Source organism: Curtobacterium sp. PhB142 (assembly GCF_004341255.1).
Lineage (GTDB): Bacteria > Actinomycetota > Actinomycetes > Actinomycetales > Microbacteriaceae > Curtobacterium.
On the sequence record NZ_SLUT01000001.1, the window covers coordinates 43390 to 68966 of the forward strand.

General features: G+C 70.9%; 29 protein-coding genes. 7 read left to right on the forward strand and 22 right to left on the reverse strand.

Annotated features, from left to right (window positions below):
* Positions 1 to 34: 34 nt before the first annotated feature.
* The 4 genes from EDF31_RS00205 to EDF31_RS00220 are packed head-to-tail and all read right to left on the reverse strand — an operon-like array spanning position 35 to position 4057.
* Entirely contained in the window at positions 35 to 1033 is a 999-nt protein-coding gene (locus EDF31_RS00205) for a hypothetical protein (RefSeq protein ID WP_131844758.1), read from the reverse strand.
* Positions 1030 to 1833 carry a heme ABC transporter ATP-binding protein gene (locus EDF31_RS00210; RefSeq protein ID WP_131844759.1) on the reverse strand — a complete coding sequence of 268 codons (804 nt, stop codon included), beginning with the start codon at positions 1831 to 1833 and terminating at the stop codon, positions 1030 to 1032. Before EDF31_RS00210 ends, EDF31_RS00205 begins: the two co-directional genes overlap by 4 nt.
* Complete coding sequence (locus EDF31_RS00215) at positions 1830 to 2933, reverse strand: iron ABC transporter permease (protein ID WP_131844760.1); 1104 nt, start codon at positions 2931 to 2933, stop codon at positions 1830 to 1832. The genes EDF31_RS00210 and EDF31_RS00215 overlap by 4 nt, the downstream gene beginning before the upstream one ends.
* The gene (locus tag EDF31_RS00220) at positions 2930 to 4057 is read right to left on the reverse strand and encodes an ABC transporter substrate-binding protein (protein ID WP_131844761.1); all 1128 of its coding nucleotides are present in this window, start codon (positions 4055 to 4057) and stop codon (positions 2930 to 2932) included. The genes EDF31_RS00215 and EDF31_RS00220 overlap by 4 nt, the downstream gene beginning before the upstream one ends.
* 118 nt (positions 4058 to 4175) lie before the next feature.
* On the opposite strand from EDF31_RS00220, the gene EDF31_RS00225 reads away from it, so the two are divergent.
* Positions 4176 to 5213 carry a glycerate kinase gene (locus tag EDF31_RS00225; RefSeq protein WP_131844762.1) on the forward strand — a complete coding sequence of 346 codons (1038 nt, stop codon included), beginning with the start codon at positions 4176 to 4178 and terminating at the stop codon, positions 5211 to 5213.
* Between the two features lie 114 nt (positions 5214 to 5327).
* The gene (locus EDF31_RS00230; RefSeq protein WP_131844763.1) at positions 5328 to 6374 is read left to right on the forward strand and encodes an NAD(P)-dependent alcohol dehydrogenase; all 1047 of its coding nucleotides are present in this window, start codon (positions 5328 to 5330) and stop codon (positions 6372 to 6374) included.
* Between the two features lie 78 nt (positions 6375 to 6452).
* Here EDF31_RS00230 and EDF31_RS00235 read toward each other — a convergent pair whose 3' ends face one another.
* The 4 genes from EDF31_RS00235 to EDF31_RS00250 all read right to left on the reverse strand — a co-directional run bounded on the left by EDF31_RS00235 (position 6453) and on the right by EDF31_RS00250 (position 10446).
* A complete protein-coding gene (locus EDF31_RS00235; RefSeq protein WP_131844764.1) occupies positions 6453 to 7862 on the reverse strand; it encodes a hypothetical protein in 1410 nt (469 codons plus the stop codon).
* The gene (locus EDF31_RS00240; protein WP_131844765.1) at positions 7852 to 8682 is read right to left on the reverse strand and encodes a TIGR03943 family protein; all 831 of its coding nucleotides are present in this window, start codon (positions 8680 to 8682) and stop codon (positions 7852 to 7854) included. The genes EDF31_RS00235 and EDF31_RS00240 overlap by 11 nt, the downstream gene beginning before the upstream one ends.
* Positions 8669 to 9688: a permease gene (locus tag EDF31_RS00245; RefSeq protein ID WP_131844766.1), complete on the reverse strand. Its 1020-nt coding sequence runs from the start codon at positions 9686 to 9688 to the stop codon at positions 8669 to 8671. Before EDF31_RS00245 ends, EDF31_RS00240 begins: the two co-directional genes overlap by 14 nt.
* A gap of 179 nt (positions 9689 to 9867) precedes the next feature.
* Positions 9868 to 10446, reverse strand: coding sequence for a TetR family transcriptional regulator C-terminal domain-containing protein (locus tag EDF31_RS00250; RefSeq protein ID WP_165901275.1), 579 nt, complete (start codon positions 10444 to 10446; stop codon positions 9868 to 9870).
* A 96-nt stretch (positions 10447 to 10542) separates the two neighbouring features.
* On the opposite strand from EDF31_RS00250, the gene EDF31_RS00255 reads away from it, so the two are divergent.
* Positions 10543 to 10857, forward strand: coding sequence for a multidrug efflux SMR transporter (locus EDF31_RS00255; protein WP_131844767.1), 315 nt, complete (start codon positions 10543 to 10545; stop codon positions 10855 to 10857).
* A gap of 1 nt (position 10858) precedes the next feature.
* Positions 10859 to 11230: a multidrug efflux SMR transporter gene (locus tag EDF31_RS00260; RefSeq protein WP_123293464.1), complete on the forward strand. Its 372-nt coding sequence runs from the start codon at positions 10859 to 10861 to the stop codon at positions 11228 to 11230.
* Between the two features lie 231 nt (positions 11231 to 11461).
* On the opposite strand, the gene EDF31_RS00265 is transcribed toward EDF31_RS00260, so the two are convergent.
* On the reverse strand, positions 11462 to 12601 hold the full coding sequence (locus tag EDF31_RS00265; protein ID WP_123339972.1) for a CE1758 family FMN-dependent luciferase-like monooxygenase: 1140 nt from the start codon (positions 12599 to 12601) through the stop codon (positions 11462 to 11464).
* An 85-nt stretch (positions 12602 to 12686) separates the two neighbouring features.
* Positions 12687 to 13586, reverse strand: a complete 900-nt coding sequence (locus tag EDF31_RS00270; protein ID WP_131844768.1) for a phosphatase PAP2 family protein — start codon at positions 13584 to 13586, stop codon at positions 12687 to 12689.
* Positions 13587 to 13824: 238 nt separating this feature from the next.
* On the opposite strand from EDF31_RS00270, the gene EDF31_RS19785 reads away from it, so the two are divergent.
* Positions 13825 to 14274 carry a DUF4383 domain-containing protein gene (locus EDF31_RS19785; RefSeq protein ID WP_165901145.1) on the forward strand — a complete coding sequence of 150 codons (450 nt, stop codon included), beginning with the start codon at positions 13825 to 13827 and terminating at the stop codon, positions 14272 to 14274.
* A 101-nt stretch (positions 14275 to 14375) separates the two neighbouring features.
* Here EDF31_RS19785 and EDF31_RS00280 read toward each other — a convergent pair whose 3' ends face one another.
* The 12 genes from EDF31_RS00280 to EDF31_RS00335 form a co-directional block, all read right to left on the reverse strand.
* The gene (locus tag EDF31_RS00280; protein ID WP_131844769.1) at positions 14376 to 15710 is read right to left on the reverse strand and encodes an AAA family ATPase; all 1335 of its coding nucleotides are present in this window, start codon (positions 15708 to 15710) and stop codon (positions 14376 to 14378) included.
* Entirely contained in the window at positions 15707 to 17644 is a 1938-nt protein-coding gene (locus EDF31_RS00285; RefSeq protein ID WP_131844770.1) for a cytochrome c oxidase assembly protein, read from the reverse strand. Before EDF31_RS00285 ends, EDF31_RS00280 begins: the two co-directional genes overlap by 4 nt.
* 223 nt (positions 17645 to 17867) lie before the next feature.
* Entirely contained in the window at positions 17868 to 18155 is a 288-nt protein-coding gene (locus tag EDF31_RS00290; protein ID WP_111085379.1) for an HU family DNA-binding protein, read from the reverse strand.
* A gap of 278 nt (positions 18156 to 18433) precedes the next feature.
* Positions 18434 to 18739 (reverse strand): 30S ribosomal protein S14, encoded by a 306-nt coding sequence (rpsN, locus tag EDF31_RS00295; protein ID WP_111085378.1) that lies wholly within the window; start codon positions 18737 to 18739, stop codon positions 18434 to 18436.
* Positions 18740 to 18741: 2 nt separating this feature from the next.
* Complete coding sequence (gene rpmG, locus EDF31_RS00300) at positions 18742 to 18912, reverse strand: 50S ribosomal protein L33 (RefSeq protein ID WP_017886456.1); 171 nt, start codon at positions 18910 to 18912, stop codon at positions 18742 to 18744.
* Entirely contained in the window at positions 18912 to 19148 is a 237-nt protein-coding gene (gene rpmB, locus EDF31_RS00305) for a 50S ribosomal protein L28 (protein ID WP_111085377.1), read from the reverse strand. Before rpmB ends, rpmG begins: the two co-directional genes overlap by 1 nt.
* 230 nt (positions 19149 to 19378) lie before the next feature.
* Positions 19379 to 20071 (reverse strand): alpha/beta hydrolase, encoded by a 693-nt coding sequence (locus tag EDF31_RS00310; RefSeq protein WP_131844771.1) that lies wholly within the window; start codon positions 20069 to 20071, stop codon positions 19379 to 19381.
* 10 nt (positions 20072 to 20081) lie between these two features.
* Positions 20082 to 20525 (reverse strand): transcriptional repressor, encoded by a 444-nt coding sequence (locus EDF31_RS00315; RefSeq protein WP_123293457.1) that lies wholly within the window; start codon positions 20523 to 20525, stop codon positions 20082 to 20084.
* Positions 20522 to 21493, reverse strand: a complete 972-nt coding sequence (locus EDF31_RS00320; RefSeq protein ID WP_243649777.1) for a metal ABC transporter permease — start codon at positions 21491 to 21493, stop codon at positions 20522 to 20524. Before EDF31_RS00320 ends, EDF31_RS00315 begins: the two co-directional genes overlap by 4 nt.
* Entirely contained in the window at positions 21493 to 22338 is an 846-nt protein-coding gene (locus EDF31_RS00325; protein ID WP_123293829.1) for an ATP-binding cassette domain-containing protein, read from the reverse strand. Before EDF31_RS00325 ends, EDF31_RS00320 begins: the two co-directional genes overlap by 1 nt.
* Positions 22339 to 22385: 47 nt before the next feature.
* Entirely contained in the window at positions 22386 to 23297 is a 912-nt protein-coding gene (locus EDF31_RS00330) for a zinc ABC transporter substrate-binding protein (RefSeq protein ID WP_131844772.1), read from the reverse strand.
* A 127-nt stretch (positions 23298 to 23424) separates the two neighbouring features.
* Positions 23425 to 24690 carry a PTS transporter subunit EIIC gene (locus EDF31_RS00335; RefSeq protein WP_123672150.1) on the reverse strand — a complete coding sequence of 422 codons (1266 nt, stop codon included), beginning with the start codon at positions 24688 to 24690 and terminating at the stop codon, positions 23425 to 23427.
* A gap of 178 nt (positions 24691 to 24868) precedes the next feature.
* Here EDF31_RS00335 and EDF31_RS00340 point away from each other — a divergent pair, with 178 nt between their 5' ends.
* Both EDF31_RS00340 and EDF31_RS00345 read left to right on the forward strand, forming a co-directional pair.
* Positions 24869 to 25105 (forward strand): PTS transporter subunit EIIB, encoded by a 237-nt coding sequence (locus EDF31_RS00340; RefSeq protein WP_071293232.1) that lies wholly within the window; start codon positions 24869 to 24871, stop codon positions 25103 to 25105.
* Complete coding sequence (locus EDF31_RS00345; protein ID WP_123293454.1) at positions 25102 to 25554, forward strand: glucose PTS transporter subunit IIA; 453 nt, start codon at positions 25102 to 25104, stop codon at positions 25552 to 25554. The genes EDF31_RS00340 and EDF31_RS00345 overlap by 4 nt, the downstream gene beginning before the upstream one ends.
* The last annotated feature ends 23 nt before the right edge of the window (positions 25555 to 25577 follow it).

Consider the following 25577-nt stretch of genomic DNA (forward strand, 5'->3'; position numbering starts at 1 on the left):
GGGCGCCCCCTGTGAGCACCCGGGTCCGGTGGTCCTACGGCGCGACGTCGGTCGCGGTGCGTCGTGCGGTGCGGCGGGAGTGCACGATCGCGAAGACGACGAGCGCCGCGACGGCCACGACGAGCGCGGACAGGCCGCCGAGCACGATGCGCAGGACGCTCGGGTCGATCCCGCCCGCGGAGCCGTCGGCAGCCGCGGCCGCCACCGCCGAGGGGGTCGCCCCGGCCGGCACGGTGGGGGTCGCCGACGCGGTCGGCTCCGCGGTGGCGCTCGGCTTCGCCGTCGACCGCGCGGACGGCTTCGTGGTCGCGCGGGTGTCGGCGCTCGCCTCGGACGACGACTCGGCGGACGGCCGGGAGGCACTGCCCGCGTCCGTCGTGTCGGCCGGCGCCTGCCCGGTGGTCGCCCTGGTGCCGCCACCGGCCAGCGTGCCGCCGCTGCCGTACAGGTTCTGCACGGAGACGGGTGTGAACGACTCGTTGTTCGCGTTCGCGACGCCGTGCGCACCGATCGTGATGATCCCGCACTGCACGACCGTGCAGTCGACGGTCTTCGCGGCACCGTTCCGGTCGAGCGCCTGGAACGTCGAACCGGGGACCTTGAGGGTCGCGGACCAGGTGCCCGTGGCGGAGTCGACCGTGCCGCCGTTCGCCGCCGACGCGGTGGTGCTGCCCTCGAAGGCCACGAAGTCGAGGTACCCGGTGGGGTTCGACTCGTCGTCAGGCACGTAGCTGTAGTCCGCGCCCGTCGCCCCGCCCTTGCTCGGCTGCCAGGTGCCGTTCACGGTGCCGAACGCCACGTAGATGCCGCCGTACCCGTTCTTGATGCCCTGGAACCCGGAACCGCGCAGGCGCAGCGTCGTCAGGTACGTCGAGTCGACCTGGTTCGTGACCTCGGGGTGCCCCTCGATCGCGACGCTGACACGGCCGGCTGCCGCTGCGGGGGCGACGCCCACCAGGGCGGCTCCCCCGGCACTGAGCGCGACGAGCAGTCCGGCGAGCGCGAGCCGCAGCGGGCGGGTGCGGGTGGTCACGAGGAGGCCTCCTGGAGGGTTCGGGACGGCACGACGACGGGCGTGCCGGTGTTCGGGTCGGGCACGACGGTGACCGGGTGTCGGTAGACGGTGCCGATGCGGTCGGCGGTCAGGACGTCGGTGGGGGTGCCGTCGGCGACGATCCGACCGCCGGCGAGCATGGCGACGCGGTCGGCGTACGCCCCGGCGAGGCTCAGGTCGTGGAGCACCACGACGACGGCGCCGCCGGCCCGGGCGTGTGCGCGGGCGACGGCCAGCACGGCCTCCTGGTGCCGCAGGTCGAGGGCGGCGGTCGGTTCGTCGAGCAGGAGCACCGGGGTCGACTGCGCCAGGACCCGGGCGAACGAGGCCCGGGCTCGCTCCCCGCCCGACAACGAGGGGAACGCCTGGTCGATCCGGTCGGCGAGTTCGACCTGGTCGAGCACCCGCGCGACGACGGTGTCGTCGTCGACCGCTCGCGGGGTCCCCCGCCACGGAGCACGGCCCATCCGGACGACCTCCCCGACGCGGAACCCGAAGGCCACGGCGGTGTCCTGCTCGAGCACGGCACGCCGACGAGCGGTGGCGAGCGGTGCTTCGCCGCCGGTGCGCACGCCGTCGATCGCGACCGTGCCGCTGTGCGCGAGGTCACCGGCGATCGCCCGGAGCAGGGTCGACTTGCCGGCACCGTTCGGACCGACGAGCGCCAGGACCTCGCCCGCGCGCACGGTCAGGTCGACGTCGGCGAGCAGCGGTCGTCCGTCGATGACGACGCCGATCCCGGAGGCGACCACGGCGCCGACAGCACTCGTCTCGATCATGCCCAGCCTCCTGACCGTCGGCGGGCACGGCGCAGGAGCCAGAAGAAGAAGGGTCCGCCGACGAGCGAGGTCAGCATGCCGATCGGCAGGTCCGCGTACGGCACCAGGGTGCGCGCGAGCAGGTCGGCGATCGTCAGGAGCAGGGCGCCGCCGAGCGTCGAGACGAGCAGCAGCGGGCCGTGCGCCGGGCCGATGACCATCCGCATCAAGTGCGGGACGACGAGCCCGACGAACGCGATGATGCCGGCGAACGCGACCGCTGCGCCGACGAGCAGCGCGACCACGACGATCGCGACGACCCGGACGGCCTCGACCCGCACCCCGACGTGCCGCGCGGCCCGGTCGCCGAGGGCGAGCAGGTCGAGCGAGCGCGTCAGCACGACGGCGCCGACGAGGCCCGCACCGATGACGGGGGCGATCGCTGCGGCCTGGTCCCACATCGAGCCGTTCAGGGACCCGAGCTGCCAGAACACGATCTGCTCGCGCGCCTGCTGGTCGCCGAGGAACGTCAGGAAGGCGAGCCCCGCGCCGGTGAACGCGTTCACCGCGATGCCGGTGAGCAGGAGCGTGACGACCTCGGTGCGGCCACCGGCACGGGACAGCCCGTAGACGAGCAGCGTCGCGACCAGGCCCGCGGCGAAGGCCATCAGCGGCGTCGTCCAGTACCCGGCGAACTGCAGCCCGAACACGATCGAGGCGCAGGCCCCGAACGCCGCGCCGCCGGACACCCCGACGACGCCGGGGTCGGCCAGGGGGTTCGCGAACACGGCCTGCATGAGCACACCGGCCGCGGCGAGCGCGGCACCGATCAGCAGCGCCATCACCACGCGCGGGAACCGGATCGTCCACAGCGCCTGGGTGACGAGGTCGTCGGCGGGACCGTCCACGGGCAGCCCGAGCGACCGGCCGACGGTCCGGAGCACCTCGGCGGGCGAGATCCCGAGCTGCCCGACGCTCGCCGACACCAGCGTCGCGACGACGAGCGCCACCACGAGCCCGGCGGTGAGCAGTGCGATGCGGCCGACCCGCGACCTGGACGTGACCGCCGGTGCTGCGGGGACGTGCGTGGCGGGCGCGATCCGTTCCTCCCGGACGGTCATGAGGCGTCCGCCGGACCGTAGATCGCCGCGGCCAACGCGGCCACGATCTCGGGCGTGCGCGGCCCGAAGCTCATCACCGTCGTGTCCGCCATGTCCACGATGCGGCGGTGCTCACCCGCGGGCGTCTTCGCGATCGCGGGGACCCGCTGGAGCAGTCCGTCGACGCCGTCGACGGACTTGAGCCCCTTGGTCATCATGATGACGAGGTCCGGCTGCATCGCGACGAGCGCCTCGGCGTTGACGGGGCGCATGCCCGTCCAGTCCTGTTCCGTCGCGACGTCCCGCCCGCCGACGGCGTCGATGAGCGAGTCGGCGCCGGACTCGCTGCCGAACAGGTAGTAGATCCCGGCGTTCCCCCGCACGTACAGGAACACCATCTTCAGCTTGTCGGCCCGAGCCGACGGCGCGATCCGGGCCACCTGCGCGGCGACGGCCTGCTCCTGCGCGTGCACCTCGGCGGCCAGGCGGTCGCCGGTCGCCGGGACGCCGAGCGCGGTCGCGACCTGCTCGATGATCGCGTCGGTGTTCGTGGTGTCCCGGTGCGGGTCCAGGACGACGACGGGGACGCCGGCCTTCCGGATCTGCAGGACGACGTCCCACGGTCCGAGTGAGGTGTCGGTCAGCAGCACGGTCGGGCGGAGCGCGAGGATCGCCTCGGCGGAGAGTTCGTGGCCGTTCTGGGTGACGAGCGGCAGGTCCTCGGTGCCCGCGAAGCCGGTCGAGACGTCCCGTCCGACCAGGTGGTCCCCCAGGCCGAGGCCGTACACGGTGGACGACAGCGTGCCGGAGATGTCGAGCGCGAGGATCCGGTCCGCGCTCGTGACGGTCACCTCGGTGTCCTGGTTGTCGGTGACGGTGACGGGCAGCTCGGGCTCGTCCACCGTGCTCGCCGTCGGCGGCAGGTCCGTCGCCAGGGTCGCGGTGCGCTCGCCGGTCACGTCCTTCGCGTCGGTCACCGGGGCGATGGCCTGGAGGCTCGCGGCCGGGTCCGTCGCGCTCGTCCCGCGACCCGCCGCATGCGTCGCGCCCGCGGTACCGGTGCCGCCGCCGGTGCAGCCGGTCGCCACGGCGAGGACGACGAGGGCGGACGCTGCAGCCGAGAGGGCGCGACGGAGTGACGACATGGAGATGATCCCGAGTGCTGGTTCGTGAAGTTAGGTGAGCCTCACCTAACCGTTAACTTAGGTGAGCCTTGCCTACCTTGTCCAGCACGTGTCGCCGTCTCCCCGCTACGGTGGTCCCGTGCGCATCGTGGTGGCTCCGGACTCGTTCAAGGGCACCGCGACCGCGGCGTCCGTCGCCCAGGCGGTCCGCGACGGCTGGCTGACCGAACGCCCCGACGACGACGTGGTGCTCGTGCCGATGGCCGACGGCGGCGAGGGCACCCTCGAGGCGTTCGCGACCGCCGTCCCCGGTGCGGTCCGGGTCCCCGTCACCGTGACCGGGCCCGCCGGCACCCCCGTCGAGACGTGGTGGCTCATGCTGCCCGACGGCCGTGCGGTGGTGGAGCTCGCGGCGACGAGCGGCCTCCCGCTGCTCGACGAACTCCTGCCGGACTCCGCGACGAGCCGGGGGTTCGGCGAGGCGATCGCCGCCGCGCTCGACGCCGGCGCCACGGGGCTCGTGCTCGGCATCGGCGGCAGCGCCTCGACCGACGGCGGCCGGCCCGTGCTCGAGGCGCTCGGGTACGACGCCGACCACGACGCGCTGCGTGCCCTCCCACCGCTCGGCGTCACCGTCCTGACCGACGTGACCTCACCGCTGCTCGGCCCGACCGGCGCGGCTGCCGTGTTCGGGCCGCAGAAGGGGATCGAGCCCTCGCGCGTCGCATTCTTCGACGAGCGACTGGCCGCCTGGGCCGCCCGCTTCCCTTCGGTGGACCCCGCGAGCCCGGGCGCCGGCGCCGCGGGTGGCGTCGGCTTCGGCCTGCTCGTCTGGGGTGCGACCCTGGCCCGCGGCGCGGACGGCATCGCCGACGTGCTCGGGCTGGCCGATCGGCTCACCGGCGCCGACGTCGTGATCAGCGGCGAGGGCCGGTACGACGGCCAGTCCGCCGCCGGCAAGGTCCCGTCGGTGGTGCGGTCGCTCACGGCGACGCACGCCCCCGGCGCCCGGTCGATGCTCGTCGCCGGCGCGATCGAGGCCTCGCTCGACGACTACGCCGCCGCTGCCTCGCTCACCGTCCTCGCCACGCAGACCACCGGGGAACCGGACGACGCCCTGGCCGACCCGCTGCGCTTCGCCACGATCGCGGGCCAGCGCCTCGCACGGCTGGCCTGACCACTCCGATTCCCGCACTGGGGAGCCCCATTGGAACCTCCCACGCTGTGGCGCGCTCCATCAGACTGGGTGCGGGCCGGAACCGGCCCGCAACGCACCCCCACGAGGAGATCATTGCGCACCGTCAACGCGTACGCGGCACCGTCAGCGACCGAGCCGCTCGTCAAGACCACCATCACCCGTCGTGACGTCGGAGCGAACGACGTCGAGATCGACATCGCCTACGCCGGCATCTGCCACTCGGACATCCACACCGTCCGCGGTGAGTGGGGCCAGATCCAGTACCCGCAGGTCGTCGGCCACGAGATCGTCGGCCACGTCTCCGCCGTCGGCGAGAACGTCACCAAGCACCAGGTCGGCGACCGCGTCGGCGTCGGCTGCATGGTCAACTCCTGCGGCGAGTGCGAGAACTGCGTCGCCGGCGAGGAGCAGTACTGCCTCAAGGGCAACATCGGCACGTACACGAGCGTCGACCCGGCCGACGGCTCGATCACCCAGGGCGGCTACTCGCAGGCGATCGTCGTGAACGAGGACTTCGTCCTCCGCGTCCCCGAGTCGCTCGACATCGAGAAGGTCGCGCCGCTGCTCTGCGCCGGCATCACCACCTACTCGCCGCTGCACCACTGGAAGGCCGGCCCCGGCACGAAGGTCGCCGTCGTCGGCATGGGTGGCCTCGGCCACATGGCCGTCAAGATCGCCGTTGCCCTCGGCGCCGAGGTCACCGTCCTGTCGCAGACCACGTCGAAGGAAGCCGACTCGCTCCGCTACGGCGCGAAGGCCCACTACGCGACGAAGGACCCGGAGACGTTCGAGAAGCTCGCGAACTCCTTCGAGCTCATCATCAACACCGTGTCGGCGAAGATCCCGATGGGCTCGTACCTCGGCCTGCTCAAGGTCGACGGCACGCTCGTCAACGTCGGCGCTCCGTCCGAGCCGCTCGAGGTCCCGGCGTTCGCCCTGATCCCGCGCCGGCTCAGCTGGGCCGGGTCCGCCATCGGCGGCATCCGCGAGACCCAGGAGATGCTGGACTTCTGCGCCGAGCACGACATCCTGCCGGAGACCGAGCTCATCAGCGCCGACCAGATCAACGAGGCCTACGAGCGCGTGCTGTCCTCGGACGTCCGCTACCGCTTCGTGATCGACGCGGCCACGCTGGCGTAGTCGTCACCACTTGCGAGACGGGAGGCCCGGTACCAGCTGGTACCGGGCCTCCCGTCTGTCCGCCTGTCCGTCGGGCCGTCAGCCGACCTCGTCGCCGGACGGCAGCGCGCCGCACCAGTCGACGGAACCCGCGTCGATGCTCGCCTCGAGCGCACCGGAGGCCGCGTCGACGATGCTCACCAGCTGGTCGGTCGCCGACTTCGTCGCGACCGCCACGAACTGCCCGTTCGGGGACGGGCAGACCGCCGTGACGCTCGCGTCGTCGGGGACGGTCACCGACAGCCGGGAGGCCCGCCCACCGTCCACGCGCACGATCCGTGCCGAGACGGTCCCGTCCGACCGCACGTCCCCCAGCACGCGCAGGTACGTGTCGTCCGTCAACGGGGCGATGCGGCCGAGCACCGCCGCGTCGGTGCTCGCGGCCGGCGCCCGCAGCGCCGTCTTCGCGCCGTCGGTCAGGTCGAGGCGCTCGATGCCAGTGCCGGTCTCGACCACCGCCGTGGTGCCCGAGCCGACGAACCCGTGCAGGTACGTGGCGCTGCCGAGCCGGACGGGGTCGGCGTGGCCGCTCATGTCGACGAGCACCAGGTCGTCGCTGCCCGTCCGCACCAGGGCGCTCTCGGTCCGGGGCACGTATGCCCACTGCCCGACGGTCATCGGCACGGCGCCCGTCTGCGGCTTCCCGTCCTCGGCGATCGCGGTGGGCAGGTGCGTGCCCGTCATGTCGACCACGTACAGACCGGTGTTCCGCGACTGCCCGGTGGACGTGTCGGCGTACTCGAACCCGAACGAGGCCGCGTCGTCGGCGACGTGCAGCGCGGTGACCCGGCCCTGCGAGGACGGCAGGGTGAGGTGCTCGACAGGAGCGTCCGGGTCCTGCACCCCGCCGGACAGCGCGACCACGTCGACCGAGGAGCTCGCGTCGCTGCCGCTGACCACCACCAGGGACCGTCCGAGCCGGGCGTACTCCGAGATGTCGGCTCCCTGGTACACGGTCGTCGCACCGCCGGCGTCGAGGGAGCGGCGCACGATGCGGTCCTTCGCACCGTCGGCTCCCGGCACGAGGGCGAGGACGTCGGTGCTGCCGGTCCGGATCGCGGCGGTCAGGTCCGCGGTGGCACGCTGCCCCGGAGCCCGGACGTTCGCGACGGTCACCGTGTAGTCGCGGTCGTAGGCCAGGGGTCCGGCGAACTCGACCGCGATCGTGTTGCCGCTCGAGGTCACGGTGTGCGCGGCCGCGGGGCTGACCCGGACGTCGTCGGCGGACACCTGCTGCAGTGCCTGGTTCGCCGTCAGGATCACCCGCTGCGCCGGGCGCGACACCAGACCGGTGGCGTCGTACGACACGTCGCGCAGGCGCGGCCCCTGCTGCGACCCGACGACCGCGGCGAGCGCGGCGACGACCGCCAGGACGAGCACGACGGCGAGGTACCGGCGGTGGAACCGGCGCGTGACCGGGCGGCGACCACGGCGCCCCTCAGTACTCATACGGGTCCTTCGGCTGCGCGATCTCGGTGACCTTCGCGGCCTTGATGACGATGCGGGCGTCGGCGGACTGGTCCGGGTTGGCTGCGAGGGCGCCGGTCACCGTGACCCACTGTCCCTCGTCGGGCACCGCGTCGGGACGGTCGCCGGCGTCCGTCACGACACCGAGACCGACGGGCTGGGCATCGACGGCGCAGCAGCTGATCACGAACCGGGTGAGCGTGAACGAGCCGTCCTGGCCGGGGACCACGAAGCCGGACAGCCGCACCTGCTTGCCGACGAGCGCAGTGGTGTCGGTGGTCTGCCGGATCAGCGCCGCCCAGTCCTTGACGCCGTACTGCGAGGTGTCGACGCCCTCGCTGCCGAGCAGGGAGACCGCCGCCTCGGAGCCCGTCGCGTTCGACAGGGTCGCCGAGTCCACGCTCCGCTGCTGCGCGGTGCGGGCGGACAGCGTCGTCGGGGGCAGGACCAGCATCGACACGGTGACCCCGACCGTGACGATCGCGGCCGCTCCGCCGAGGGCAAGGCGGACGGCGCGACCACGGCCGGGCCCGCGCCGCCCGTGGTCGTGGTCCGGCTCGTGCTCGTCCGCGTCGTCACCGTGCGTGTGGCCGTGGCCGCGTGCGATGACCACCAGGCCCGCGATCGAGGCGGGTACCGCGACGGCGGCGAGCACGATCGTGAACACCGAGTACCGCGGGTTGATGTACAGGTCGAGGTGCCCGACCAGTGCGAGCCAGAGCGTGCACAGGGCGACCGCCAGCACGGACCCGAGCCCGAGGTAGGCCGGAGCGTTGCTGCTGCGTGCGTCAGACGAGGACATTCATCACCAATCCCACGGCGCCGGCGAACAGCACGCACACGACGGCGAGCAGCACCAGGAACCGGACCCGGAACGTCGTACGGAGCAGGGCGATCATCTTCACGTCGATGATCGGCCCGATGATCAGGAAGGCCGTGATCGACCCGGGCAGGAACGTCGAGGCGAACGACAGCGCGAAGAACGCGTCGACGTTCGAGCAGAGCGACACCGTCATGGCGAGCAGCATCATCGCCGCGACGGAGAGCACCGGGTTCGAGCCGATCGCGACGAGCGTCGAACGGGGCACGGCTACCTGGATCGCCGCAGCCAGTCCGGCGCCGACGAACAGGGCCGGCATCATGGTTGCGGTCTCGCCGCCGAACTGCGCGGCGCTCTCCCGCCAACGGTTCCGGCTCCGTGGCGCGCCGATCGCAGCGCGGCAGCGGGCCTCGAACGCGGGCAGCAGCAGGTCGGCCGGGCGGCGGTGCGCGGCGACGATCCAGCCGACCAGGTTCGCGATCACGAAGCCGCCGACGATCCGGACCGGCAGGATCCAGCCAGACCAGCCGAACGCCTGCGCGGTGCTGATGATCACGAGCGGGTTGAGGATGGGGGCGGCGACCAGGAACGTGACGGCCTCGGCAGGGGTGAACCCGCGCATCATCAGGCCGCGGGCGAGGGGCACGTTCCCGCACTCGCACACCGGGAACAGCATGCCGATCAGCGAGATCACGGCGCGGCGGCCGAAGGCGTTCTGCGGCAGGACCTTCTCGAGCGCACCGACCGGCACCCACACCTCGACGACGATCGACAGCACGATCCCGAGCACCACGAACGGCAGCGACTCGACCACCACGCTGATCGCCAGCGTCAGGAAGTCCTGCACGACGTCCGGCAGGCCGGCGGTCCCGATGCTCGGGGACAGCAGCCGGATCCCCAGGAGCACGACGACGGTGAGCAGCACGAGGCCCGGGCCCGTCAGGGAACGGGAGCGGGAGCGCTGCTGCGGCGGCGTGGTCGTCGTCACCCGGAAAGGATAGGCGACGCGTGCTGCGTGACGGTCCGCGCGCGGCCGCCTGCGCACCGTGCGAGTTCGTTCACCCCGTGCAGGGTTGCTCGCTCGGTGCAGGCCTGGAGCGCCGCACGGAGCCACCAACGACGCACGGGTTCGCGAACCCGGCACCGTGCGAGCGCGACGGGCCGCAGTCAGACCCGGGCGATGCCCGCCACGTGCCGGTCGAGCGTGTCGATCGCCCACGAGGCGTCACCCCCGGGATCGACCCGCACGATGTGCATCGCGAGCCCGTCCACCAGGGCGTGCAGCCGCCGGGTCTCGTAGGGCACGTCGGCGTCCGGCACCCCGAGTGCCCGCAGGATCCGCCCGCACCACTCCCGCATCTCGTCGACGACCCGGTCGTGGAACGGCCGGAGCTCGGTGTCGGTCAGCGCCGCCGTGCCGAGGCCCAGGTAGACGTCGAGCTCGATGCGTCGTTCCTCGTCGAGGGGCAGCAGCTCGAGCAGGACCGCGTGCGCGTACGCCGTGCCCCGCAGGTCCGCGGGCACGGCGTCGATCCGGGCCGCGGTCGCGTCGAACACGAGCTCGAGCGCATGCGACCGGACGCTCGCCTGGGTCGGGAAGGTGTAGCGGACGGTGCTCGGCGCCAGTCCGGCCTCTGCCGCGACGTTCCGGACGCTGAGCGCCCCGAGTCCGTCGCGGGCGAGCACCCGGCACGCCGCTTCGGACACGGTGCGGCGCCGCTGCTCGACGTCCATGCTCCTGGCCACCACGCCATACTCGCACAGTCGTACGAACTCGTGCTACCGTCGAGGTCGTTGTCGCACAGTCGTGCGACTATGCGACCGAACGAAGGGAACATCGTCATGGCATGGGTCAGCCTCGTGCTGAGCGGCGTGCTCGAGGCCGTCTGGGCCACCGCACTGAGCGCCTCGAACGGCTTCAAGAAGGTCGTGCCGACGATCGTGTTCATCGCCGGCATGGCGCTGAGCATGGTGGGGCTCGCGTTCGCGATGAAGTCGATCCCGGTGGGCACCGCCTACGCCGTCTGGGTCGGCATCGGCGCCTCGCTGACGGTCGTCGTGTCGATCCTGCGCCGACAGGAAGCCGCGTCGCTCGCACGCCTCGGCCTCGTGTTCGGCCTGGTCGCCTGCGTCGTCGGCCTCAAGGTGGTGAGCTGAGGTGGCCTGGATCGTCCTGTTCCTCAGCGCCACGCTCGAGACCGTGTGGGCGACCGCCCTGGGCGAGAGCGACGGCTTCACCCGACCCGGCCCGACCGTCGTGTTCGCGATCACGATCGTGATCAGCCTCGTCGCGTTCGGCTACGTCCTCAAGCACATCCCGATCAGCACCGCGTACGCCGTGTGGACCGGTACCGGAGCGGCGCTCACGGTGCTGTGGGGCATGGCCACCGGCGCCGAGCCCGTCACCCTGCTGCGCGTGCTGTTCATCGCCGGGATCGTCGGCTGCGTCGTCGGCCTGAAGCTGGTGCCGGCCCGTCCGGTCACCGAGCCCGCCGCCCCGCTCGCGAAAGCGACAGATCTCCGCCGATGATCGGCGGGCAACTGTCGCTTTCGCGAAGGTGACGGCAGCGCCATCCGCAGGACTGTCGCTTTCGCGATTGGTGCACTGGACGCGCGCCGAGACGGACTGGAGGCCCGGTGCCAGCTGGCGCCGTCCCTCCCGTCCGCACGTGGTCGCGCCCACCCGGCATGGTGAGCAGAAAAGGTCGGGTCTCCTCGCGGGACCCGACCGTTCCTGCTCACGAACCGAGCGCTGGGAGCGTCAGACGGAGGCGCCCGTCCACTCGTCCTCGGCGGCGACGTGGTCGCTGCCGACCGTGCCTGCGGCGAGCGCTGCGGCGGCGCGCTCCGTGTGGCTCGGCGGGTTCGACGGTACGTCGGACGGACGGCCCTCGTCGTTCAGCTTGCGCAGCTCGGGGACGATGTCCGTGGCCAGGATGTCGATCTGCTCGAGCACGGTCTTGAGCGGCAGCCCGGCGTGGTCGACCAGGAACAGCTGGCGTTGGTAGTGGCCGACGTGGTCCTTCATGGCCGCGTACCGGTCGATGACCTGCTGCGGCGAACCGACCGTGAGCGGGGTCTGGGCGGCGAAGTCCTCCATCGAGGGGCCGTGACCGTAGACCGGGGCGTTGTCGAAGTAGGGCCGGAACTCGTTGACCGCGTCCTGCGAGTTCTTCCGAGCGAAGAACTGCCCGCCCAGACCGACGATCGCCTGGTCGGCACGGCCGTGACCGTAGTGCTCGAAGCGCTGGCGGTACAGCCCGACCATCTGCTCGGTGTGCTGGATCGGCCAGAAGATGTTGTTGTGGAAGAAGCCGTCGCCGTAGTACGCGGCCTGCTCCGCGATCTCGGGCGTGCGGATCGAGCCGTGCCAGACGAACGGGGGCACGCCGTCGAGGGGGCGCGGCGTCGAGGTGAAGCCCTGCAGCGGCGTGCGGAACTTGCCCTGCCAGTTCACGACGTCGTTCTCCCAGAGCTGGCGGACGAGCGCGTAGTTCTCGATCGCCAGGTTGACGCCCTGGCGGATGTCCTGCCCGAACCACGGGTAGACCGGGCCGGTGTTGCCGCGACCCATCATGAGGTCCATGCGGCCGTCGGAGATCACCTGGAGCATCGCGTACTCCTCGGCGATGCGCACCGGGTCGTTCGTGGTGATGAGCGTGGTGCTCGTCGAGAGCGTGATGTCCTTCGTCTTCGCCGCGAGGTAGGCCAGCAACGTGGTCGGCGACGAGGCGACGAACGGCGGGTTGTGGTGCTCGCCGGTGGCGAAGACGTCGAGTCCGGCCTGGTCGGCGTGCTGCGCGATCGTGAGGATGTCACGGACGCGCTGCGTGTCGTCCGGCGTGGTGCCGGTCGTGGGGTCGGTCGTGACGTCACTGACCGTGAAGATGCCGAACTGCATGATGCGCCGCCTTTCGCGATATCGATGCGTTTGCATCGACTTGCTCGGTACAACGTAGCGTACGCCGGTGCATTCCCACCAGGCGTCAGCGCGCTGCGGGCAGTGCTGCGGGGTCGGTCCGGGCCGCGTGGTGCATGCCGTCGAGGAACCACACCGCGGTCACCACCGCCAGGACGCTCGCGCTCGAGGCCAGTCGTCCGGCCATCAGGATCGCGGCGTGGTCGTGAGCGCCGTCCCCCGTCAGGCCGACGACGAGCGCGGCGACGCCGACAGCCAGCGTGACCCCGGTGGCGACGAGCAGGACGACGCTGACCACCCGACGCGGTCCCCGTCGGCCGTCCCGGTCACCTCGGAGTCCACGGTCGACCCTCGGCCCGAACGCCCGGACGACGCCGAGCCAGAACATCGCGATCGCGCACGCCCCGATGATGTCGCTCACCCGGTGCCAGCCGTAGACGACCGTCTGGTTGGCGACGAAGACCGCGTAGGCGGCACCGAGCAGGGTGACGATCGGCCGGAAGCGACGGGGCGTGACCATCAGGACGGCGAACAGTGCGGCCAGCGCGATGGTCGCGTGCCCCGAGGGGAACGAGTTCGGCGTCGTCGACTGGGCGATCTCCGGGCGCTCGGCGATACGCTTGACGAGCGTCGAGGTGGCCGCCGACGCGAGCACCACTGCACCCGCGCCGAGCCCCACCGAGAGCCGTCGCCTGGCGAACGCCACCGCGACGATCACGACAACGAGCAACAGGATCACCGGCACCGAGATGACGTTGAGCGCAGTGTCCGAGCTGAACAGGTCGGACTCACGGACCCCGCCGAGCGCGGCGTCCTCCATGCGCTGCCCCACCGGCGTCAGCACCGCGGCCGCGTAGACGGAAGGCACGATCACGAACCCCAGAGCCGCCAGCACACCCCACCGCAACCGCCGCGAGACGCTCGGTCCACGCGACTCCGGTGCATTGCGCTCGGGTGTCAAGGTCACCGGGCTGGTCCTCCTCGGAGTGGTCGTCGTCGGTCTCGTCGCACGCCTGGTGACGGCGCTGCGATTCGGACGGTCGGGGTCGGACACGATACCGTTGGCTCACCGGCCGGAGGCTGGGAACCGCGCGGCCGTCACCCGCGGATCCCGCGCTGTGCCGCTCAGTGCCGCGCCGCTCAGTCCGGCGGGCACCGCCGGACTGACGCACGTCGCGTCGGCAGTGTACGAGGAGGAGACCGAAGTGGCCATCAAGGAACCGGGCATCACCGCCTCACCGAACCGCGGGCTCGCGCTCACGGTCGGTGGCGTCCTCGCACTCTGGGGCATCCTGGGCTTCTTCTTCGCCGCCGACGGCGACCCCGGCTTCTTCAGCCGCCAGGGCGGGATGCTCTGGAACGCCTTCGGGGTGAACCCGCCGCTCGCTCTCATCTGGGTGCTGCTCGCCGCGGTCCTGCTCATCACCGGGCTCGGCACCACCATCGGTTCGCGGAACGGCAACCTGGTCGTCGGCGCCGTGCTCGTGGTGCTGGCGGTCTACGGCTTCGTCTTCGTCAACACCTCGGCGAACATCTTCGCGCTGAACACCACCGACAACGTGTTCCACGCGATCGTCGGGGTCATCCTGCTGCTGACGGCGCTCGGTGCCGACAAGGAGAACCTCCGCGCGCTGCGTGCGGCGGCTCGCGCCTGACGCACCGACACGCTCCCCGACGCCCGTCTGCCGCTCCGGCAGGCGGGCGTCGTCGTGTGTGCGGAGCGAGTGCGTGACTGGAGCGTGCGTGCGCGGGTGCGTCAGGCGTCGTCGTCGGAGTCGTCGGGGTCGTCGTCCGGCTCCGGCTTCCGGGCTTCGAGTGCCGTCGCGACGATGCGCGGCGCCTCGGACATGAAGCGTCGGACGTCCGTGTCGACGATGATGTCCTGCGGCCGCAGCGGCCGGGTGAGGTACAGGCCCTCGAGCGAGGTCAGGCGTGACAGCGCGACGTACGTCTGTCCGGCGCTGAACACCCGGTTGCCCAGGTCGACCACCGCGCGGTCGTAGGTGCTGCCCTGCGACTTGTGGATCGTCACCGCCCAGGCGAGTCGCAACGGGAACTGCTGGAACTCACCGACGGTGTCCTTCTTGAGTTCCTTCTTGTCGGCGTCGTAGGAGTACTTGAACTTCTCCCACACCGACGGCTGGACCTCGAACGATTCTCCGTCGACGTCGACCCAGACCGTGTCGCGGATCGCCGTGACGATGCCGAGCGTCCCGTTCACCCACCGCTGGTCGGCGTCGTTGCGCAGGAACATCACGTGCGCACCGGGCTTGAGCTCGAGGGCTTCGTCGGCCGGGAAGTTCCGCCCGCCGAAGTCACCGTTGACGTCGGCCTTCGCGGTCTTCACCTTGCCGGGCAACCGTTCGAGCGCCGCCTTGTTGATGCGCGCGACGGTGTCGTTCCGGGTGGCGAGGGTGATGGCGTCGTCGGGCGAGGGCCGTGCGCCCGCGGTGTTCAGCTGGTCGGCGATCTCGGCGGTCACCCGGCCGTGCCGCACCGCCGTGAGCATGGCGGCGAAGGCGTCGTCGCGCTGGCGGTGCACGGTGGCGAGCTCGATGATGTTCAGCTTCGCCTCGAGCCAGACCTTGGCATCGAAGAACCACATCGACCGGTAGTGGTCGGTGAAGTAGGCGCGTTCGTCGGCACCGCCCGGGACCGGCGGCAACTGGTACGGGTCGCCGAACATGACCACCTGCACTCCACCGAACGCCTCGAACTGCCGCCCGCGGGCCTTGCGGAGCGAGCGGTCCATCCCGTCGAGCAGGTCGGCGTTCACCATCGAGACCTCGTCGATCACCAGGGTGTCGATGGTGTTCAGGAGCTTGCGGGTGTCCGGTCCCTGGCGCAGCTCGGCATCGGCGATGAGCCCGATCGGCAGGCGGAACAACGAGTGGATCGTCTGGCCACCGACGTTCAGGGCCGCGACCCCGGTCGGTGCGCAGATCACGACCTGCTTCTCGGTGTTCCACGACAGGTGGTTGAGCAGGGTCGACTTGCCCGTGCCGGCACGACCGGTGATGAAGACGTGGTCACGGGTGTGCTCGATGTACTCGAAGACGGCCCGCTGCTCGTCACTGAGCTCGACGCTCATCGTGCGTCCTGCTCGAGGGTGCGCGCGTCCGCTCCGAGCGTGCGAGCCGGTGATCCAGCACGCCGCAGCTGCACGAGCACCACCACGACGACCGCCACCAGGAGCAGCACCCCGGCGACCACGAGCACGAGCCCACCACGGGCCTGGTCGACGAGCGGATCGGGCCCCCAGGTCCGCCCCATCGCCCCGAACCACGACGCCTGCAGCAGTCCGAGCGGCCCGCGCATCGCGACGCCGAGCGACACCGCTCCGGCGGCGACGACCGCGGCCCCGACGATCCGGACGATCGCTGCTGCGCGGGTCGGGTACTGCTGGCCGGCCGCGACCGGTGCGAAGAGCGTCGGCATCGCCAGGAGCCCGACGAGCAGGAAGCCCACGTCGATGACCGTGCGCCCCGTGGAGTCGCTCACCGACCACCGGACGGCGTCGGTTGCGAAGTACGCCCACCACACCGCTGCGGCGAGCAGGAACGCCGGGAAGGGCTGCACCAGGTAGCGGACCGCGGCGTTGTCGACCAGCACACCGGTCCACTCGCGCACGCCGGTGCTGTCGTCGTCGCGCGGGTGCACCGCGGCCCGGATGAGCACGACGGGAGCCGCCGCCCACGCGAGCGCCGGCACGACGAGACCGAGCAGCACGTGCGCGCCGACGTTCGCCGAGACCAGGAAGCGGTCGTACTGGTGCAGCGACCCCGACGTCGCGACCACGAGGCACACGATCGCGAGCGCAGCAGCCACCGAGCGGCGCACCGGCCAGTGCACGCCGCCCCGACGCAGCCGGACGACCCCCGCGACGTAGGTGACGGCGAGCAGGACGGCGGCCATCAGCCAGAACAGGTCGAGGTTCCACTGCGTCAGCCAGCCCCACGCCCCCGGCGCGTGCGGCAGCCGGTCGTCGGTGAGGAACTCGGCCGGGCTGGGGTCGGTGGTCTTGCTCGGGGCGAGCTGGTCGGTCGGTGTCGCCGTGCGTCCGAGTGCGGCGGCGAACCCCGAGGCGATCCCCATCACCCCGAGTTCGACCACCACGAGGGTCCAGAACGGACGGTGTCGGGCGGGGACGGCGGTCAGGGCACGGATCGCGCGTCGCCGCTGCACGGCACCGAGGATCCCGATGGCCACGATCGCGCCGATCTTGACGAGCACGAGGACGCCGTACGGGGTGAACAGGTTCGACAGGGCGCCGACACGGATCTGCGCGGACGCGGTGCCCGACACGGCCACGAGCACGAAGCAGGCGAGCGCGATGCTCGAGTAGCGCGAGACGACCACGGCCAGGCGGTCGCCCGGCAGCACGCCGCGCAGGAGGACGAGCATCAGCAGTCCACCGACCCAGAGCGCTGCGCCGATCAGGTGCAGGCCGAGCGCGGTCACCGCCGCGTCGTGGCTGGCGGTGCCGGCTGCGTGGCCCTGCTGCGCGAGCGGGATGAGGCCGATCATCGCGACACCCGTGGTAATGGCGACCATGCCGCGCGAACGGACGGCGAAGCAGAGGACGGTGACGGCTGCGGCGACGAGGACGGTCACCAGCCAGGCGAGCCCGAGGTCCGTGCCGGTGAGGAACACCCCCATCGACTGCCCGAACTGCTCGTCGATGCTGATCTTCGAGCCGGCGACGCTCAGGAACGTGAAGAACGTGGCGACGGCGGACGACACCGTCCAGACACCGCTGGCGGCCGCCGCGACGTCGATGGCACGGTTCCACTCCGGGCCGGAGCGCGAGAGTCCGACGGTGGCCAACGCGAGGCCGCCGATCGTCGCAGCGGCGGACAGGTCCACGACCAACCGGGAGATCGGCAGACCGAACCGGACCAGGGCACCAGGGTCCGCGATCAGGGCTGCGTCGGCGCCACCGCCGATGACGAGCGCAGCGAGCAGCGCCACGAACCCGACGAGCAGGAGCACGGCGGGACCGGCGATGCGCACGATCCGATTCACCCGTCAAGCCTAGGCGGTGCCCACCCGGCCACCGAACCGGCCGGGCCGACCTGTGGGAACCGGCACGGGCCTCCCGGTCGACGCAGCGCGACGAACGCGACCCGACACGACGCGACGCGACGCGACGAACGCGACCCGACGAACGCGGCCCGACGCACCGAACGCACCCTGGGAACGACGAAAGGGACGGCCGAAGCCGTCCCTCCCGATGCGCGGAACAGTCTTACTTGACCGCAGCCTTGAGCTTCGAGCCGGCGCTGACCTTGACCGAGTCGCTCGCGGCGATCTCGATGGCCTCACCCGTCTGCGGGTTGCGGCCGGTGCGGGCGGCGCGGTGCGTCTTCTCGAAGGCGATCCAACCGGGGATCGTGACCTTCGTGCCGTCCGCGACGGACGACGAGACGACGCTGAAGAGCGCGTCGACGACGCCGTTGACGGTGGCCTGGCTCTGGCCGGACTCGGCGGCGACGGCAGCGACGAGCTCGGTGCGGTTCAGTGACTTGTCAGCCATGGATGTCCTCCTCGGACTTCTTGCAGTATCGGTCGGACGGACGTGCCGTCCGGCGCCCGGAGCGGTTGCCCCGTGCCACGGTGCCAGTGGGCCGAGGGCCCGGCGGAACCGGAGTTGAACCTACCAGCCACATCGGACGTTTTCAGCCGACTCGCCCGGATTTCCGGGCTTGTCGCGGGTCCAACGGGGCAGATGTGACCCCTGAGGCACCCTTGTACCCCGGACACAGCGAACGCCCCGCCACCAGGAGGTGACGGGGCGTCGGGTACTGCGAGTGCTTACCAGGAGCTCTTCGTGATGCCGGGGAGCTCTCCACGGTGGGCCATGTCGCGGAAGCGGACACGGCTGATGCCGAACTCACCCAGGTGGCCACGGGGGCGGCCGTCGATCGCGTCGCGGTTGCGGTAGCGGATCGGGGATGCGTCGCGGGGCAGCTTCTGCAGGCCCACGCGAGCGGCCTCACGCGACTCGTCGGAGCCGTTCGGGTCCACGAGGGCCTTCTTCAGCTCGAGACGACGCTCGGCGTAGCGCGCGATGATGACGGCACGCTGATTGTTCTTCGCGATCTTGCTCTTCTTCGCCATGCTTAGCGCTCCTCACGGAAGTCGACGTGCTTGCGGATCACCGGGTCGTACTTCTTCAGCACGAGACGGTCGGGGTTGTTCCGACGGTTCTTCTTGGTCACGTACGTGAACCCGGTGCCCGCCGTCGAGCGGAGCTTGATGATCGGACGGATGTCCTGACCCTTTTTCGCCATCAGATCTTCTCCCCACGGGCGAGGACGTCCTTGACGACGGACTCGATGCCCCGTGCGTCGATGACCTTGATGCCCTTAGCGCTGACGTTGAGCGTCACGTTGCGACGCAGCGACGGCACGTAGTACGTCTTCTTCTGCACGTTCGGGTCGAAGCGGCGCTTCGTCCGGCGGTGCGAGTGCGAGATGTTGTGACCGAAGCCGGGAACGGCGCCGGTCACCTGGCACACTGCTGCCATGGTTTCCTCCTGAGGTACCGTGCGACCGGACGGCCGCACCCAAGTTCACTTGCCTGGTGCGCACGCGCAGGACCACCGGAGTGGTGCATGCGAGGGGGTTGTGCACACCGCCCAGGCCCGCAGCCCCTGTCGAAGGGGGAACGGACACCACGCGACCGCGGCGTTCGCGACGGTCGGAGGGCTTGGAACAACGGGTCCACCACGCGGACGTGGAGGACCAAGGGAAGAGCTTACGCGAGCTCCGGGCGTGTCGCAAGCGCACGCACCATGAGCTCGCCGAGTTCGCGCGGCGCCGTGAACATCGGCCAGTGTCCGGTCTCGAGTCCGACGATGCTGAGTTCCTCGATCTCGACGAGTTCCGCGGCCCAGGTCTGGTGGTCGGCCACCATCGTCGCGAGCTCGGTCGCCGGGATCTCGCAGGTGATCACCGTCGCCGGGATCGTGTGGCGGGCGGCGTCGGCGTAGTGGAACCGGTCGGACGGCACGGCGGCCGGCTCCGGGATCGCGCGGTGCTCGAAGGACTCCCGCAACGCCGGGGTCATCCCGCGCACCGTGGCCGGCTCCCAGACGTCCCACGACGGCAGCGGCACCACACCGTCCACCACGGGCAGTTCGTCGTTCACGCAGCCGCCGGCGGGACCGGGGAACGTGTCGACGTAGAGCAGGTGTGCGACGAGCGAGGGCCGCTGGTCGGCGGCCATGTACGCGATCGGTCCGGCACCGGAGTGTCCGGCGATCACGACGGGCTCGTCCGGGCTGGCGACGTCGTCCAGGCGCTCCACGAGCGCCGCGACCTGCTCGTCGAGCGTGTCGCCGTCGCGGGTGATCGCCTCGACCGTGTGGCCCGCCTGCAGCAGCACCGGGGCGACGTCGTCCCACGCGCTCGCATCGAGCCAGAACCCGGGGACCAGGATGACGTGCATGGCGCGGACGCTACTCGCCGTCGGCGTCGCCGGTCCGCGGTCCGGCTGCGGCGGCAGATGCCGTGCACACCGCGCACTCGCCGAAGATGTCGACGACGTGGCTGGCGTTCGTGAACCCGTTGGCGGCGGCGACGTCCTGCGCCCACTGCTCGACGGGGTCCGCCTCGATCTCGACGGTCCGGCCGCAGTTCCGGCAGATCAGATGGTGGTGGTGCGCGTCCGTCGTGCACGCCCGGTACAGCGATTCGCCGTCCTGCTGCAACGAGTCGGCGTCACCCTCGGTCGCCAGGTCGGCGAGCGCCCGGTAGACGGTGGCGAGGCCGATGGTCGAGCCCTCGTCCCGCAGGTGCTGGTGCAGCGCCTGCGCGCTGACGAACCCCTCGGTGGAGTCGAGGGCACCGCGCACCGCTTCGCGCTGCCACGTGTTCCGCTTGACCTTCTGCACGGCGTTCATGCTGGTGCACCCACCTTCGTTTCGGCTGACGTTCCGGAACCGGTTCCGGCTCCGGTTCCGGTTCCGTTCGTTCCGGACGGGAGGCCCGGTGTGCCCCCGCCACGCTGGTCGCGGCGGACGACCCGGTCGCGTCCACGGCGGTCGCGCCGGGCCCCGACGATCCGACAGACCACCCAGATCGCGAACGAGATGGTCGTCACGTAGGGGCTGATCGGCAGTCCGCCGCCGAGTGCCAGCAGGATGCCACCGACGACCGACACCACGGCGAACACCGTGGACAGCACCGGCACCACGACCGGGTGCGAGCTGAGCCGCAGTGCCGCAGCGGCCGGGGTGACGAGCAGCGACAGCACGAGCAGGGCGCCGACGATCTGCACCGACACCGCGGTGGCCAGGCCGAGGACGAGCATGAACACGATCGCGAGCGTCCGCACCGGGACACCGGCGGCCGCGGCGACGTCGGGGTCGACGGACGCGAACATCAGCGGCCGCCAGATGACGAGCAGGGTCGCGACCACGATGGCGGCGATGACGATGAGGAACGTCAGCTGCGGGTTGTCCACCGACACGATCTGGCCGGTGAGCAGCCCGAACTTGTTGGCCGCACGTCCCTTGTAGAGCGCCAGGCAGAGAATGCCGAGCCCGAGACCGAACGGCATGAGCACGGCGATGATCGAGTTGCGGTCACGCGCCCTCGAGCCGAGCACCCCGATGAGCAGCGCCGCGATCACCGACCCGACGAGCGAGCCCGTGACGACGTTGACACCGAGCAGCAGGGACGCGCTCGCGCCGGCGAAGGACAGCTCCGAGATGCCGTGCACCGCGAAGGGCATGTTCCGGGCGACGACGAACGGGCCGATGAGCCCGCCGACGATGCCGAGCACCGCGCCGGCCCAGATCGAGTTCTGCACCAGGGCCACGAGCTCGCCGTAGTCCTGGAACGAGAAGACCGTCGACAGGACGTCCATCAGATCCGCCCTTCGTCCGACGCCGGGGCGTGCGGGTCGACCTCGCCGTGGTGGTGGTCGTGCGCGTCGTTCGCGCCGACGATGACGATGCGGCCCATCGTGCGGACGACGTCGACGGGGGTGCCGTACAGGTCGCTCAGCACGTCGGCGCGCAGGACCTCGTCGGGGGAACCGATCCGGAACCGGCCGCCGGCAATGTAGAGAACCCGGTCGACGACGTCGAGGATCGGGTTCACGTCGTGCGTCACGAAGAGCACCGCGGCACCCTGCTGCCGACGCTGCCGGTCGATGAGCTCGGTGACGCCCCGCTGGTGCCGCAGATCGAGTGAGATGAGGGGTTCGTCGCACAGCAGCAGTGCCGGGTCGGCGGCGATGGCCTGACCGACGCGGGTGCGCTGCTGCTCGCCGCCGGACAGCTCGGCCACCGGGGCGTCCGCGAACGCGGTGGCGCCGACCTCGTCGAGGATGCGGTCGATGCGGGCGCGGTCGGCCTTCGACGTCGGCAGGACGCCCCACCGGTGGCCCGTCACACCCTGCGCGATCATGTCCCGCGCGCGCAGGGGGGTGCCGGCCTCCATGAGTCGCTGCTGCGGGATGTAGCCGATCTTCCGGTGCCCACGACGGACGGGCTGGCCGAGGAACGACATCGTGCCGCTCGTCAGGCGCTGCTGCCCGAGCACCGTGCGCAGGAGCGAGGTCTTCCCGGCGCCGTTCGGGCCGAGGACCGCGACGAACTCCCCCGGCGCGATGTCCAGGTCCAGGTGTCCCCAGAGCTTCCGTTCGCCGAAGGACAGCCCGGCGTCGCGCAGGGCCAGGACCGGACGGGCCGCAGCCCGGTCGTCCACCGAGGTGGTCGCCGGGCTGTCGGTCGTCGCTGCTGCGGTCGAGGTCGTCACTTCTGGAGCGCCGCCTGCACCGCGTCGATGTTCGCCTGCTGCCACGAGACGTAATCCTGCCCCTTGGGGAGCGTCTCCGTGACACCGACCACCGGGACGTCGTTCTGGTCGGCGGCCTTCTTGACCTGTTCGGTCTCGGCACTCGAGGTCTGGTCGTTGTAGGCGAGCAGCTCCACGCTCTTGCCACTGAACAGCGCGAGGGTGTCCTTGAGGGCTGCCGGCGGGACGTCGTCGCCCTCCTCGATCGCCTCGGAGAACGCTTCGGGGGTGACGTTGTCGAGACCGATCGCGTCGAAGAGGTAGCCCGGCACCGGCTCGGTGTACGCCACCTTCTCGCCGTCGTACGTCTTCTTCAAGTCGGCGGTCTGGGACTCGAGGCCCTCGAGTTTCGTCGTGAGCGCGTCGGCGTTCTTCTCGAACGTGGTCTTGTCGCCCGCGTCGAGCGCGGACAGGCGCTTCGTGACGTCGTCGACCAGCTTCACCATCGTCGGGTAGCTGTAGAACACGTGCTCGTTGAACTCGGCGTCGCCACCCTTGTCCAAGCCCGAGAGCTTCACGACGTTGATGGTGTCGGCCTTGGTGTCCGAGGCGTCGGCGAGCGTGGTCATGAAGTCGTCGTACCCGCCGCCGTTCTCGATGAGCAGGTCGGCCTTCGACACCGCGAGCTGGGTTCGGGCGCTCGACTCGAACGAGTGCGGGTCCTGCGAGGGGTCGTTCAGGATGCTCGTGACCGACACCTGGTCGCCGCCGATCGACTGGACGATCGAGCCGTAGACGTTGGTCGAGGCGACGACGGCGATCTTCCCGTCGCTGCTGGCGTTGCCCGAGGCCGAGGAGGTCGCGCAGCCCGTCAGGGCGAGCGCGGCGGCGCCGGCGACGAGCGGGAGGGCGAGGAGGCGGTTGTGCATGCTCCGACGGTAGCGCTTGCTGATAACGATTGTCAAAACCGGTATCAGCGCTCTGGTGGTGACGACAGACGGACAGGAGGCGCGGAGCCAGCTGGCACCGCGCCTCCTGTCCGTCACGTGGTGACGTCTACGGCTTGGTGGCCGCGTCGATCGTGTTCTCGGCGATCGTGTCCTCTTCACGCCCGGGCGTGCGGAGGTTCCACTTCTTGATCACGAAACTGAACAGGAAGTAGTACACGACCGCGTAGCCGAGGCCGATCGGGATGAGCCAGATCGCTCCGTCCGCCTTGCCGAAGTTCAGCACGTAGTCGATCGCACCGGCCGAGAACGAGAACCCGTCGTGGATCCCGAGTGCGTTGACCAGCGCCAGCGACGTCCCGGTGAGCACCGCGTGGATGATGTACAGCGGGAACGCCACGAACATGAACGAGTACTCGAGCGGCTCGGTGATACCGGTCACGAACGAGGTGAGGGCGGCCGAGAGCATGATGCCGCCGACGAGCTTGCGGTTCTGCGGCTTGGCGTTGCGCCAGATGGCGAGCGCACCGGCCGGCAGCGCGAACATCATGATCGGGAAGAAGCCGGCCTGGAAGATGCCGGCGGTCGGGTCACCGGCGAGGAAGCGCGCGATGTCGCCGTGGTAGGTGACCCCGCCCGAAGTGAAACTGCCGAGCTGGAACCACGGGAAGAAGTTGAGCAGCTGGTGCAGCCCGATCGGGATGAGCATGCGGTTGACGAACCCGAAGATGCCGCCACCGATGACGGCGTTGTCGGCCACGGCCTGGCCGGCGGCGGTCAGCGCGATGTCGAAGTAGCGGTACACGAAGGACATCAGGACGGCGATGACCAGACCAGCGACCGCGGTCAGGATCGGGACGAGGCGACGGCCGGAGAAGAACCCGAGGAAGTCGGGCATCTTCGTGCGGTGGAACTTCTCCCACATGACCGCCGAGACGAGGCCCATCACGATGCCGCCGAGGACACCGAAGTTGATGGTGGCCTGGTCGCCGTTGGCGTCCTTCACCCCGGCCAGGACGATCGGCGACATCGCCGCGAACACCTGGTACATGACCATGTAGCCGACGACGGCCGCGAGCGCGGTCGTGCCGTCCGACTTCTTCGCCCACCCGATCGCGATGCCGACCGCGAAGAGCAGCGGCAGCCAGGTGAACACACCGTTGCCCGCGGCGGCGATGATCGTCGCGCCCTGCTCGAAGCCGGGGATCGCGCCGAGCATGTCGGACTGGCCGAGGCGCAGCAGGATGCCCGCGGCGGGCATGACCGCGATCGGCAGGAGCAGGCTCCGTCCGAGGCGCTGGGCTTGCGCGAACAGCCGGGACTGCTTCTTCGGCTTCTTCTTCTCCGGCACGTCCGTGGCAGTGGTGGCGCTCATCGGAGGTCCTCTCGTCATTGGGTGGAGCTGTCGGGGTGAGTTGAGTCGTGCAGCCAGCGCAGGTAACCTCGGCGGTGTCGCCAGGTCCGGTCCTGTCCGGTCATGACCAGTTCCGTAGTCTGAACCGAGACCGGTCCCGTGTCAACCTGGTACGAAAACCCTTAACGAGGAGGAAACGATGGCCGACATCAAGGCAGCCGACATCATCGCCGCGCTCGGCGGTGCCGACAACATCGAAGAGGTCGAGGGCTGCATCACGCGCCTCCGTGTCGAGGTGGAGGACGGCGACCTCGTCGACAAGGCCGCGCTGCAGGCTGCGGGCGCCCAGGCCGTCGTCGGCGGCGGCACCGGCTGGCAGGTCATCGTCGGCACCATCGCCGACAACCTCGCGCAGGACATCCAGGACGAACTGTGACGGCGGTCCGCACGCCGTTCGCCGGCCCGGTCGTCGCCCTCGCTGACGTGCCGGACCCGGTGTTCGCCGGCCAGCTCGTCGGCGCCGGTGTGGCCGTCGACCCGACGGGCGTCGAGGGCGCGGTCACCGCGGTGGCCCCGGTCGACGGCACCATCGTGAAGCTGCACCCGCACGCGTTCGCCCTGCAGGGCTCGGCGGGCACGGACGTCCTCGTGCACGTCGGCATCGACACCGTGAAGCTGTCGGGCGAGGGCTTCGAGCTCCTCGCCACCGAGGGCTCGACGGTCACGGCCGGCGACCCCGTCGTCCGGTTCACCCCCTCGGTGATCTCGGCCGCCGGCTACTCGCCGATCTGCCCGGTCGTGGTGCTCGGCTCCGCGCCGGACACCGTCGACCAGGGCACGGTGGGCACCTCGGTGCTCGACGGTGACACCCTGTTCGAGGTCTGACCCGGGCGCACCCCGGTTCTTCC

Excerpts from the sequence above, each read along its gene's own strand:
- EDF31_RS00210 (WP_131844759.1), bottom strand. The coding sequence starts at position 1,833 with ATGATCGAGACGAGTGCTGTCGGCGCCGTGGTCGCCTCCGGGATCGGC.
- EDF31_RS00215 (WP_131844760.1), bottom strand. The coding sequence starts at position 2,933 with ATGACCGTCCGGGAGGAACGGATCGCGCCCGCCACGCACGTCCCCGCA.
- EDF31_RS00220 (WP_131844761.1), bottom strand. The coding sequence starts at position 4,057 with ATGTCGTCACTCCGTCGCGCCCTCTCGGCTGCAGCGTCCGCCCTCGTC.
- EDF31_RS00235 (WP_131844764.1), bottom strand. The coding sequence starts at position 7,862 with ATGAGTACTGAGGGGCGCCGTGGTCGCCGCCCGGTCACGCGCCGGTTC.
- EDF31_RS00240 (WP_131844765.1), bottom strand. The coding sequence starts at position 8,682 with ATGTCCTCGTCTGACGCACGCAGCAGCAACGCTCCGGCCTACCTCGGG.
- EDF31_RS00255 (WP_131844767.1), top strand. The coding sequence starts at position 10,543 with ATGGCATGGGTCAGCCTCGTGCTGAGCGGCGTGCTCGAGGCCGTCTGG.
- EDF31_RS00265 (WP_123339972.1), bottom strand. The coding sequence starts at position 12,601 with ATGCAGTTCGGCATCTTCACGGTCAGTGACGTCACGACCGACCCCACG.
- EDF31_RS00280 (WP_131844769.1), bottom strand. The coding sequence starts at position 15,710 with ATGAGCGTCGAGCTCAGTGACGAGCAGCGGGCCGTCTTCGAGTACATC.
- EDF31_RS00290 (WP_111085379.1), bottom strand. The coding sequence starts at position 18,155 with ATGGCTGACAAGTCACTGAACCGCACCGAGCTCGTCGCTGCCGTCGCC.
- rpsN (WP_111085378.1), bottom strand. The coding sequence starts at position 18,739 with ATGGCGAAGAAGAGCAAGATCGCGAAGAACAATCAGCGTGCCGTCATC.
- rpmG (WP_017886456.1), bottom strand. The coding sequence starts at position 18,912 with ATGGCGAAAAAGGGTCAGGACATCCGTCCGATCATCAAGCTCCGCTCG.
- rpmB (WP_111085377.1), bottom strand. The coding sequence starts at position 19,148 with ATGGCAGCAGTGTGCCAGGTGACCGGCGCCGTTCCCGGCTTCGGTCAC.
- EDF31_RS00310 (WP_131844771.1), bottom strand. The coding sequence starts at position 20,071 with ATGCACGTCATCCTGGTCCCCGGGTTCTGGCTCGATGCGAGCGCGTGG.
- EDF31_RS00315 (WP_123293457.1), bottom strand. The coding sequence starts at position 20,525 with ATGAACGCCGTGCAGAAGGTCAAGCGGAACACGTGGCAGCGCGAAGCG.
- EDF31_RS00320 (WP_243649777.1), bottom strand. The coding sequence starts at position 21,493 with ATGGACGTCCTGTCGACGGTCTTCTCGTTCCAGGACTACGGCGAGCTC.
- EDF31_RS00330 (WP_131844772.1), bottom strand. The coding sequence starts at position 23,297 with ATGCACAACCGCCTCCTCGCCCTCCCGCTCGTCGCCGGCGCCGCCGCG.
- EDF31_RS00335 (WP_123672150.1), bottom strand. The coding sequence starts at position 24,690 with ATGAGCGCCACCACTGCCACGGACGTGCCGGAGAAGAAGAAGCCGAAG.
- EDF31_RS00340 (WP_071293232.1), top strand. The coding sequence starts at position 24,869 with ATGGCCGACATCAAGGCAGCCGACATCATCGCCGCGCTCGGCGGTGCC.